Source organism: Salmonella sp. 32020114201800008SM, assembly GCF_017572025.1.
Lineage (GTDB): Bacteria > Pseudomonadota > Gammaproteobacteria > Enterobacterales > Enterobacteriaceae > Salmonella > Salmonella enterica.
On sequence record NZ_JAGEQM010000010.1, the window covers coordinates 84035 to 95764 of the forward strand.

Annotated in this window: 9 protein-coding genes; 8 read left to right on the forward strand and 1 reads right to left on the reverse strand. The window is 49.1% G+C overall.

Features of this window, described 5'->3' with window-relative positions; all coding sequences use genetic code 11:
* Positions 1-324: 324 nt before the first annotated feature.
* The 5 genes from dusB to J4613_RS20945 all read left to right on the forward strand — a co-directional run bounded on the left by dusB (position 325) and on the right by J4613_RS20945 (position 5079).
* Complete coding sequence (dusB, locus tag J4613_RS20925; RefSeq protein WP_001219664.1) at positions 325-1290, forward strand: tRNA dihydrouridine synthase DusB; 966 nt, start codon at positions 325-327, stop codon at positions 1288-1290.
* Between the two features lie 25 nt (positions 1291-1315).
* Positions 1316-1612, forward strand: coding sequence for a DNA-binding transcriptional regulator Fis (gene fis, locus J4613_RS20930; protein WP_000462905.1), 297 nt, complete (start codon positions 1316-1318; stop codon positions 1610-1612).
* A gap of 85 nt (positions 1613-1697) precedes the next feature.
* The gene (gene yhdJ / locus J4613_RS20935) at positions 1698-2582 is read left to right on the forward strand and encodes an adenine-specific DNA-methyltransferase (RefSeq protein ID WP_000642611.1); all 885 of its coding nucleotides are present in this window, start codon (positions 1698-1700) and stop codon (positions 2580-2582) included.
* A gap of 82 nt (positions 2583-2664) precedes the next feature.
* Positions 2665-2829 carry a DUF2556 family protein gene (locus J4613_RS20940; RefSeq protein WP_000620015.1) on the forward strand — a complete coding sequence of 55 codons (165 nt, stop codon included), beginning with the start codon at positions 2665-2667 and terminating at the stop codon, positions 2827-2829.
* A 150-nt stretch (positions 2830-2979) separates the two neighbouring features.
* Positions 2980-5079, forward strand: a complete 2100-nt coding sequence (locus J4613_RS20945) for a bifunctional diguanylate cyclase/phosphodiesterase (protein WP_111742228.1) — start codon at positions 2980-2982, stop codon at positions 5077-5079.
* Positions 5080-5081: 2 nt separating this feature from the next.
* Here the strand turns inward: J4613_RS20945 and envR are convergent, their stop codons facing one another.
* Positions 5082-5744, reverse strand: coding sequence for an acrEF/envCD operon transcriptional regulator (envR, locus tag J4613_RS20950; RefSeq protein WP_001085725.1), 663 nt, complete (start codon positions 5742-5744; stop codon positions 5082-5084).
* Positions 5745-6156: 412 nt separating this feature from the next.
* On the opposite strand from envR, the gene J4613_RS20955 reads away from it, so the two are divergent.
* The 3 genes from J4613_RS20955 to J4613_RS20965 all read left to right on the forward strand — a co-directional run bounded on the left by J4613_RS20955 (position 6157) and on the right by J4613_RS20965 (position 10897).
* Positions 6157-7314, forward strand: a complete 1158-nt coding sequence (locus tag J4613_RS20955; RefSeq protein ID WP_000160383.1) for an efflux RND transporter periplasmic adaptor subunit — start codon at positions 6157-6159, stop codon at positions 7312-7314.
* Between the two features lie 11 nt (positions 7315-7325).
* On the forward strand, positions 7326-10439 hold the full coding sequence (locus J4613_RS20960) for an efflux RND transporter permease subunit (protein WP_001524677.1): 3114 nt from the start codon (positions 7326-7328) through the stop codon (positions 10437-10439).
* 236 nt (positions 10440-10675) lie between these two features.
* The gene (locus J4613_RS20965; RefSeq protein WP_000825645.1) at positions 10676-10897 is read left to right on the forward strand and encodes a membrane protein; all 222 of its coding nucleotides are present in this window, start codon (positions 10676-10678) and stop codon (positions 10895-10897) included.
* The last annotated feature ends 833 nt before the right edge of the window (positions 10898-11730 follow it).

Below are 11730 nucleotides of genomic sequence, written 5' to 3' on the forward strand. Positions count from 1 at the left end.
CGCAGCGGGAAGTGATCTTGTCCTGAAACGAGACGGCGATCCCATTCATTTGGGGTAATTAGCTTATAAAAAAAGCAGATTATTCCGCTTATCTTGTTTCTGGTCGAAGAAATAGAGAGAAGTTACGGGAATTTGTAAGCGCGTACAAAACCGCCGACAATAAATAAACCTATGATTTTACTGAATTATAAATTTATTTTGCTGTTTTTAAGCACGATTCATTGATCTACAACAGTGGATTGTTCAAAGTTTGGCCTTTCATCTCGTGCAAAAAATGCGTAATATACGCCGCCTTGCAGTCACAGTATGGTCATTTCTTAACTCATGCGCATCGGACAATATCAGCTCAGAAATCGCCTGATCGCAGCGCCCATGGCTGGCATTACTGACAGACCTTTCCGGACGCTGTGCTATGAGATGGGAGCAGGATTGACAGTATCCGAGATGATGTCTTCTAACCCGCAAGTGTGGGAAAGCGATAAATCTCGTTTACGGATGGTGCACGTTGATGAGCCAGGAATTCGCACGGTGCAAATTGCCGGTAGCGACCCTGTTGAGATGGCCGATGCCGCACGTATTAACGTGGAAAGCGGCGCCCAGATTATTGATATCAATATGGGGTGCCCGGCGAAGAAAGTGAATCGTAAGCTGGCAGGTTCAGCCCTCTTGCAGTACCCGGATTTAGTGAAGTCTATACTCATCGGGGTCGTAAACGCAGTGGACGTTCCTGTGACTCTCAAGATTCGCACCGGCTGGGCGCCGGAACACCGTAACTGCGTAGAGATTGCCCAACTGGCTGAAGATTGTGGTATTCAGGCTCTGACCATCCATGGCCGCACCCGCGCCTGTTTGTTCAACGGAGAAGCTGAATACGACAGTATTCGGGCAGTTAAGCAGAAAGTTTCCATTCCGATTATCGCGAATGGCGACATTACTAACCCGCATAAAGCCAGAGCTGTTCTCGACTATACAGGGGCGGATGCCCTGATGATAGGCCGCGCAGCTCAGGGAAGACCCTGGATCTTTCGGGAAATCCAGCATTATCTGGACACTGGGGAGCTGCTTCCGCCGCTGCCGCTGGCAGAGGTAAAGCGCTTGCTTTGCACGCATGTTCGGGAACTGCATGACTTTTACGGTCAGGCAAAAGGGTACCGAATCGCGCGTAAACACGTCTCCTGGTATCTCCAGGAGCACGCTCCAGACGACCAGTTTCGGCGCACATTCAACGCTATTGAGGACGCCAGCGAACAGCTGGAGGCGTTGGAGGCATACTTCGAAAATTTTGCGTAAACAGAAATAAAGAGCTGACAGAACTATGTTCGAACAACGCGTAAATTCTGACGTACTGACCGTTTCTACCGTTAACTCTCAGGATCAGGTAACCCAAAAACCCCTGCGTGACTCGGTTAAACAGGCACTGAAGAACTATTTTGCTCAACTGAATGGTCAGGACGTTAATGACCTGTATGAGCTGGTACTGGCTGAAGTAGAACAGCCCCTGTTGGACATGGTGATGCAATACACCCGTGGTAACCAGACCCGTGCTGCTCTGATGATGGGCATCAACCGTGGTACGCTGCGTAAAAAATTAAAAAAATACGGCATGAACTAATTTCGATTAGCTAACTGCTTGTTTAAAAAGGCGCTACTCGGCATGGGGAAGCGCCTTTTTTATACGCATCACATGGAATTTGGTCATGAAAGCGGAATGTGAACCTCAGTACTTTGGCGATGAATCGAAGAAGATTATTCACGGTGACGCGCTAACAGAACTTAAAAAACTGCCTTCTGAAAGCATTGACTTAATTTTTGCCGATCCGCCTTACAATATCGGAAAAGATTTCGACGGTATGGTGGAATCCTGGGACGAAGCGTCTTTTCTGGCCTGGCTGTATGAATGCATTGATGAGTGCCACCGCGTACTGAAGAAACACGGCACCATGTACATCATGAATAGCACAGAAAATATGCCGTATATCGATCTCAAATGCCGAACGCTTTTTACCATCAAAAGCCGTATCGTCTGGTCCTATGATAGTTCCGGGGTGCAGGCGAAAAAATACTTTGGTTCTATGTATGAACCGATCCTGATGATGGTAAAAAACCCGAAAAGCTATACCTTTAACCGTGATGCGATTCTGGTCGAAACCACCACGGGCGCTAAGCGCGCGCTAATCGATTATCGAAAAAACCCGCCCCAACCATACAATCAGAAAAAAGTGCCGGGCAACGTCTGGTCATTTCCTCGTGTACGTTATCTGATGGATGAATATGAAAACCATCCTACGCAAAAGCCCAGCGCGCTGTTAAAACGGATCATACTGGCCTCTTCTAACCCGAGCGATACCGTATTGGACCCTTTCGCGGGCAGTTTCACCACAGGCGCTGTCGCAGCGGCGTCAGGTCGTAAGTTTATCGGTATTGAACTCAATAATGAGTACGTAAAAATGGGGCTCAGAAGATTGAGCGTCACTTCGCATTATTCAGAAAATGAACTTGCAAAAGTCAAAAAGAGAAAAACACAAAACCTGTCCAAAAAGCAGCGAAATGTCGGGATAAACGCGCTATCTTCAGAGAAGTAAAAGCATTGTAAGTCCGCTTTTCAGCGTCAAAATTTCATGTATATTCCCAGCACGCATGGGCATGAATACACAGGATTTGACGATGATACGTAAGTATTGGTGGCTGGTTGTTTTTGCCGTCTCCGTTTTTCTTTTTGATGCGCTTTTGATGCAATGGATCGAATTGATGGCAACTGAACAGGATAAGTGCCGAAACATGGATTCGGTTAACCCTCTCAAATTGATCAATTGTACCGATCTGGAGTAGCGAACCGGGCGATTTAACCTATGATTATTTATCACCCGGATTTCTTTTATCCCTTATAAAAACAGGGAATTAAAACACGTTGAGGATAAAAGAAGGGGTGATACTGTCTCGTCCTGTTCTTTTCCTGCATAACCAATGAGCTAATGATACATGCCGGTTAGTGAGTACAACCACATCCTTGTGGCGGTTTCATTTGCTGTCGCTATTTTTGCGTCCTATACCGCATTAAATATGGCCGGACGCGTAGCCGGAAGCGCCCGATCAAACGCCAGAATATGGCTAATGGGCGGCGGCTTCGCGCTGGGCGTCGGTATTTGGGCGATGCATTTTGTCGGGATGCTGGCGATGGATCACGCGATGAACATGCGCTTCGATCCGTTCCTCACCGGCCTCTCCATGCTGATCGCGATCGGCTCCTCCCTGTTTGCGCTATGGCTGGTCAGCGCTGAAAAACTGCGCCTGCGCCGTTTACTGCCGGGCGCGCTGGTGATGGGACTGGGCATCAGCGCAATGCATTATACCGGGATGGCGGCGCTGCAATTTGCTTCCATTATCGTCTGGAATAGCGCATGGGTTGCCCTCTCTATCATTATCGCGCTACTGGCGTCCTGCGGCGCGCTGTGGCTCACGTTCCGCCTGCGTCATGAGGGAACAGATGTCGCCCTGAGGCGAGCAGGCGCCGCGGTATTAATGGGGATAGCTATCGCCGGCATGCATTACGCCGGCATGAAGGCCGCACACTTTCCCCAAAACTGGCCGATGGAACATCGTGGCGTCGATAGCAACTGGCTGGCTGTTCTTGTCAGCGTGGTCGCGCTGACTATCCTGGGCATTACTCTTCTGGTTTCTTTATTTGACGCCCGGCTTCAGGCCCGCACCGCACTACTTGCCTCTTCGCTGGCGCAGGCGAACCAGGAACTGGCGCAGTTGGCGCTGCATGATACGCTCACCCGTTTACCAAACCGGGTACTCCTTGAGGATCGTCTGGAACAGGCCATCAGCAAAGCGAATCGGGAAGGCTCGTCTTTCGCGCTACTGTTTATGGATCTGGATGGCTTTAAAACCGTTAATGACGCTTATGGTCATGATATCGGCGATAAGCTACTGGTGGCGGTCACGCATCGTCTGAACCAACCGCTGAGCGGTCAGTTTACCCTGGCGCGGATTGGCGGCGACGAATTTGTGCTGCTTGCAGAAGTCAGCGCGCCTGACGAAGCGGCTTCCCTTGCCAGCGCGCTGGTACATTCGATAGATGCGCCCTTTACAATAGATCTGTACGAACTGGTCGTCACACTTAGCGTGGGAATAGCGCTCTATCCGCTGGACGGAAAAAACGAACGGGAACTGATGTTCAACGCCGATGCCGCAATGTACCACACGAAACATACGGGGCGTAACGGATACCATTTCTTTCAGCCATCAATGAATATGCTGGCGCAAACCCAACTTCAGCTAATGAATGACCTGTGGCTGGCGCTGGAAAGACAAGAGCTCAGGCTGGTGTATCAGCCTAAATTTCAGGCCCCTGCCGGCCCCATTGTAGGATTTGAGGCCCTGTTGCGCTGGTATCATCCAAAACAAGGCGTACTGAATCCTGACCAGTTTTTACCGCTGGCGGAAAAAACGGGTCTTATCGTCACTATCGGTAGCTGGGTGATAGACGAGGCGTGTCGACAGCTCCGCGAGTGGCACTTACAGGGATACGCCTTATGGTCAGTGGCGGTAAATCTGTCCGCCTTACAATTTGAGCAGCCCGGGCTTGTGGACACCATTACGCGAAGCCTGGCCCGACACAGTATCCGTCCCGATTTATTGATTCTGGAAATCACCGAAACCACGGCGATGAACAAGCCAGAGCAAAGCGTCGCTATACTCACCAGATTAACGGAAATGGGGGTTAAGGCCTCTATTGACGACTTTGGCACCGGTTATTCCAGCCTTCTCTATCTGAAACGTCTTCCGGCGTGCGAACTAAAAATTGATCGCGCTTTCGTACATGAACTCAGCGAGGCAGGCGACGGCGCGACCATTGTTGCGGCTATTGTCGCGCTGGCGAAAGCGTTAAATCTGCAAATTGTGGCAGAAGGGGTAGAAAATGAAACGCAGCAACAATTTTTGACCCAGTTAGGATGCCATACGCTTCAGGGGTTCCTGCTTGGCAAGCCGCGTACGGCAGAGGAAATTGCTCGCGATATTCGGGATCCTGCCAATATATTCACAAGGTCAATATATAATATCAACTCAAAATAATCTCAGGCTTCTTCCGCCTGTTGTTCATTTGGCATTAATTGCCTCACACTGCCATCCGGGCTTAGCATTTTTAATACATTATCGACTAATGCAGGCGCCTGCTTATAAAGATCATAACTTGTGGGATTCATTAACCAGTTTTTTACTATTCCGCTAAAACTACCATGCAGAATAATTAATATGACATCCAGATCAAGACTGCCTGAGATCAGTTTTTTATCCATACATCGCTGTAATACTTCAAGCAGCGACTGATGATGGAAACCCATCTTCTCCCGAATGGCCTGTTCCGATATCATACCATTATGGAATTCACATTTATGATATAAAATCTGCATTAATGCCTGCTGACGAGGCACTGCCGCAATATATTGTAAGGCTGCAATAAATTTCTCTCGTAGATCCTGTAAAGGATTATCATTCCAGCATCCCGTAAGCCTATCCTGAATAAGTTCGCGTAAAGGTGGTTGCTGTAACCAAACCTCATTAAACAACTGCGTTTTATTCTCAAAGTGCCAGTAGATGGCGCCCCGCGTGACATCAGCGGCATCAGCGATATCATTCAACGTCGTGTTGGCAACGCCGCGCAAAGCGAACTGCGCAATAGCGGTTTCAATCAAATGTTGCCGCGTTTTAAGCGCATCCGCCTTCGTTTTCTTCGCCATAATTAAGATATCCTGGACCATAAAAACGATAAATACGCTGATAAAATACTCAGCACAAAAAACAACTTTATCATGTCCTTTTTAGTCAGACGAGAGACAGCTATTTTTATTTCGCACAATATCGCCAAATCAATAATAAAAACAAATAAATTAATAAAACATATTCATATAAGATATATATTTCTATTTATGTTATTCAACATCATGATTTTACTAATCGGGACATTATGAAACGACAGGGAATAGTTCTTTTTTTTGCTTTTATGTGCCGTGAACCCCATCCCAAAATAAGTATTGCTTACATCACAAGCTAATAATTTGTAGGATACCCCGCTGCTATTCTATTTTTCGCGCGTTAACGCCTTACCGTTATCCGGTGAATAACGAGCTTTCGGTTTTTTAAGGAACAGTAATGACGAAACATGCCAGGTTTTCACTCCTGCCCTCATTCATCATATTCTCTGCTGCGCTGCTGGCCGGTTGTAATGACCAGGGAGATACCCAGGCTCATGCCGGCGAGCCGCAAGTCACCGTCCATGTGGTCGAAACAGCGCCGCTAGCCGTAACGACCGAACTTCCCGGACGTACGTCCGCATTTCGCATTGCGGAGGTTCGCCCCCAGGTGAGCGGGATCGTGCTTAAAAGAAACTTCACCGAAGGTAGCGATGTAGAGGCCGGGCAGTCGCTTTATCAGATCGATCCTGCCACTTATCAGGCCGATTATGACAGCGCTAAAGGCGAACTTGCTAAAAGCGAAGCGGCTGCGGCTATCGCGCACCTGACGGTCAAACGCTATGTTCCACTGGTCGGCACAAAATATATCAGCCAACAGGAATATGATCAGGCGATTGCCGACGCCCGCCAGGCCGATGCCGCCGTTGTGGCGGCAAAAGCCGCTGTTGAAAGCGCGCGTATTAACCTTGCGTATACCAAAGTCACCTCACCCATCAGCGGGCGTATAGGAAAATCTAATGTGACTGAAGGCGCGCTGGTGACTAATGGTCAGTCAACTGAACTGGCTACCGTGCAACAACTCGATCCGATTTATGTCGACGTGACGCAATCAAGCAACGACTTTATGCGACTCAAGCAATCCGTCGAACAAGGTAACCTGCATAAAGACAGCGCCAGTAGCACGGTTCAACTGGTAATGGAAAATGGTCAGGTCTACCCGATTAAAGGCACGCTGCAATTTTCCGACGTTACCGTAGATGAAAGCACCGGCTCTATCACGCTCAGGGCGGTGTTCCCTAACCCGCAACACAGTCTGCTTCCCGGTATGTTTGTTCGCGCCCGCATTGATGAAGGCGTCCAGCCCAATGCCATCCTTGTCCCCCAGCAGGGCGTAACCCGCACGCCGCGCGGCGACGCAATGGTGATGGTGGTTAACGATAAAAGCCAGGTCGAAGCCCGCAATGTCGTGGCGGCGCAGGCTATTGGCGATAAATGGCTCATCAGCGAAGGGTTAAAACCAGGCGATAAGGTCATCGTCAGCGGCTTACAAAAAGCGCGACCGGGCGTCCAGGTGAAAGCCACTACCGATGCTCCTGCAGCGAAAACGGCGCAATAAGGTAACCGTACATGGCAAACTTTTTTATTAGACGTCCTATTTTCGCCTGGGTTCTGGCCATTATCCTGATGATGGCTGGCGCACTGGCAATAATGCAACTTCCCGTTGCGCAGTATCCAACCATTGCGCCGCCAGCGGTTTCTATTTCTGCAACCTATCCTGGCGCGGATGCGCAGACGGTACAGGATACGGTTACTCAGGTTATCGAACAAAATATGAACGGTATCGATAACCTGATGTATATGTCCTCTACCAGCGACTCTGCTGGTAGCGTGACCATCACCCTGACCTTCCAGTCCGGAACCGATCCGGATATCGCGCAGGTTCAGGTGCAAAATAAATTGCAGCTCGCCACGCCTTTACTGCCGCAAGAAGTCCAGCAGCAGGGGATTAGCGTTGAAAAGTCCAGCAGCAGCTTTTTGATGGTCGCCGGATTCGTCTCGGATAATCCGAACACTACCCAGGACGACATCTCTGACTATGTCGCCTCTAACATCAAGGATTCTATCAGCCGTCTGAATGGTGTGGGCGACGTTCAGCTCTTTGGCGCACAGTACGCCATGCGTATCTGGCTGGATGCGAATCTGCTAAATAAATACCAACTCACGCCAGTTGACGTCATCAACCAGTTAAAAGTACAGAACGACCAGATTGCGGCAGGCCAACTGGGCGGTACGCCAGCATTACCGGGCCAGCAACTTAACGCCTCAATCATCGCCCAAACGCGTCTGAAAGATCCGGAAGAGTTCGGCAAAGTTACGTTGCGTGTCAATACCGACGGTTCTGTCGTCCATCTCAAAGATGTCGCGCGTATTGAGCTTGGCGGTGAAAACTATAACGTTGTAGCGCGCATTAACGGTAAACCGGCCTCCGGTCTCGGTATTAAACTGGCGACCGGCGCTAACGCGCTGGATACCGCAACCGCAATCAAAGCGAAACTGGCGGAGCTGCAGCCTTTCTTCCCTCAGGGAATGAAGGTGGTTTATCCTTATGACACAACGCCCTTCGTAAAAATATCTATCCACGAAGTGGTAAAAACGCTGTTTGAAGCGATTATTCTGGTGTTCCTGGTAATGTATCTGTTCTTACAGAATATCCGGGCAACCCTGATTCCTACCATCGCTGTTCCTGTCGTGTTGCTAGGCACTTTTGCGGTACTCGCCGCCTTTGGCTACTCCATCAATACCCTGACGATGTTTGGTATGGTACTGGCGATAGGGCTGTTGGTTGACGATGCGATAGTGGTCGTAGAAAACGTTGAACGTGTAATGATGGAGGATAACCTTTCTCCCCGAGAGGCGACGGAAAAATCCATGTCGCAGATTCAGGGAGCGCTGGTTGGTATCGCGATGGTACTGTCTGCGGTATTTATCCCGATGGCCTTTTTTGGCGGCTCGACCGGGGCAATTTATCGCCAGTTCTCTATTACTATTGTTTCAGCAATGGCGCTATCCGTTCTGGTTGCGTTGATTCTGACGCCAGCACTGTGCGCTACGCTGCTTAAACCCGTATCTGCTGAACATCACGAGAAAAAAAGCGGCTTCTTTGGCTGGTTCAATACCAAGTTTGACCACAGCGTTAACCACTATACTAACAGCGTAAGCGGCATCGTGCGTAATACGGGTCGCTATCTCATTATCTATCTACTTATTGTAGTCGGAATGGCGGTTCTGTTTTTACGCCTCCCGACCTCCTTCCTGCCGGAAGAAGATCAGGGGGTATTCCTGACCATGATTCAGCTCCCCTCTGGCGCTACGCAAGAACGTACGCAGAAAGTGCTGGATCAAGTCACTCATTACTACCTGAATAATGAAAAAGCGAACGTCGAAAGCGTGTTTACCGTAAACGGCTTTAGCTTTAGCGGTCAGGGACAAAACTCAGGGATGGCATTTGTCAGCCTTAAACCCTGGGAAGAGCGTAACGGTGAAGAAAATAGCGTCGAAGCCGTTATCGCCAGAGCGACACGCGCCTTCAGCCAGATTCGCGACGGGTTGGTGTTCCCCTTCAACATGCCGGCAATTGTCGAGTTAGGTACCGCGACAGGTTTCGACTTTGAACTGATTGATCAGGGAGGGCTCGGTCACGATGCGTTAACGAAAGCGCGTAATCAACTCCTGGGTATGGTCGCGAAGCATCCTGATCTATTAGTGCGCGTACGCCCGAACGGGCTGGAAGACACGCCACAGTTCAAGCTGGATGTCGATCAAGAAAAAGCGCAGGCGCTCGGTGTTTCGCTGTCTGATATCAACGAAACCATCTCCGCGGCGTTGGGCGGCTATTACGTTAACGACTTTATCGATCGCGGACGAGTGAAAAAAGTATACGTTCAGGCTGACGCTCAGTTCCGTATGCTGCCGGGAGATATCAACAATCTTTATGTACGCAGCGCCAATGGCGAGATGGTGCCCTTCTCTACCTTTAGCTCAGCACGGTGGATTTATGGTTCGCCACGCCTGGAACGCTATAACGGGATGCCGTCAATGGAACTGCTCGGCGAAGCAGCACCCGGACGAAGTACCGGTGAAGCAATGTCGTTAATGGAAAACCTGGCTTCACAGCTGCCAAACGGTATTGGCTATGACTGGACAGGTATGTCGTATCAGGAACGGTTGTCAGGTAACCAGGCGCCGGCGCTGTACGCAATCTCACTCATTGTCGTTTTCCTCTGCCTTGCCGCTCTGTATGAAAGCTGGTCAATTCCGTTCTCGGTAATGCTGGTCGTACCGCTCGGCGTGGTTGGCGCTCTGCTTGCAGCGTCATTGCGCGGCCTGAATAATGACGTTTACTTCCAGGTTGGCTTGTTAACCACTATTGGCCTTTCTGCTAAAAACGCCATCCTGATTGTTGAGTTCGCCAAAGATCTCATGGAAAAAGAAGGACGTGGATTGATTGAAGCGACGCTGGAAGCATCCCGTATGCGTTTACGTCCTATTCTAATGACCTCGCTGGCCTTTATTCTCGGGGTAATGCCGTTAGTTATCAGTCGTGGCGCAGGTAGTGGTGCACAGAACGCAGTAGGCACAGGGGTTATGGGGGGAATGTTAACCGCAACCTTATTAGCTATCTTCTTCGTGCCAGTATTCTTCGTTGTTGTAAAACGCCGATTTAATCGCCATCATGATTAACCGGTAAACAGAGGCGTCTTCGGACGCCTTTTTAAACGGTACGTCTTTATCTCCGCTATTCCCCCTCTCCGCTTACCTCTGCATTCTCCATAGTTTTTACAATTCACATGAATTGAGATGATTCCTCATGTCGGCCATTTTTTCTGTGGTGGTAAAATAACTCTCGTTTTCGCAGCGGTTAGAGCCAGCATTTACGTTGCTGTACTTCGCGAAACGCTGATTAATGAGGTAACACCATGAAAAGACTAATTCCAGTTGCATTGCTTACCACCTTATTGGCAGGTTGTGCACATGATTCTCCCTGCGTACCGGTTTATGACGATCAAGGGCGGCTGGTTCATACCAATACATGTATGAAAGGTACTACGCAGGATAACTGGGAGACAGCAGGCGCTATTGCTGGCGGCGCTGCGGCGGTAGCAGGGTTGACGATGGGTATCATTGCGCTTTCTAAATGATACATGCAGGCGCGGCAATGCCGCGCTTTCAGTAATAATATAAAGGTCGTAAGGATACTCAGCGACGTAATCTGTTCAGCCTGTCCCCCGAAAGTTAACACGATAAAACGCTCTCTTTTCTTACTCGCCTATCCCGATAGTATTTATTCTATTCCTTGTCCGATGCAGACAAAATTGTAGCTTGATAGCATCGTAAGCCGCATTAAAAACAGGCTTTATACAGTAAGACTTAGAGCGTGGTCATTAGGCGTAATTATTACAGACAGTCTGGATAAAAACCGGAGCATACACGTAATATCAGCGAATATCTCTATTGCTTATTAGAGGCGTAAGTAAAAGCCGTTTGTACATCTACTTCAGCACGGTTCACATTCGATGGTTCAGGCGGATATATGGCGGGAAATCACGTTGACTAAAACGGTTTTTATCCACTCTACGAAGATGTTGTAAACCCAAAATAATTCGAGTTGCTTAAAAGCGGCAAGGGAGTGAGTCCCCAGGAGCATAGATAACTATGTGACTGGGGTGAGCGACAAATCTGCCGGGATCAGATTTGAACGTCGCGTGCGACGGCCCGTCAGGGCGAGGCCCATGAATGGGCCGAGTAATCCGTAGCCAACACATAAGCGACTTGAAGTATGAAGGGTATAAACCAAATATAAAACGCGTCGGCGCCATTAACCGATAACTTTTTCCATAGAGAGATATGACTAGTCCTGATATAGGTTGACAGTTTTTTGTCTGTAAAACGCCTGATGAACATCATCGGGCGTTTTGTATTTCAGGGCCAGGTGTGGCCGTTCATGGTTATAAATTGCCACGGACTCTTTTAC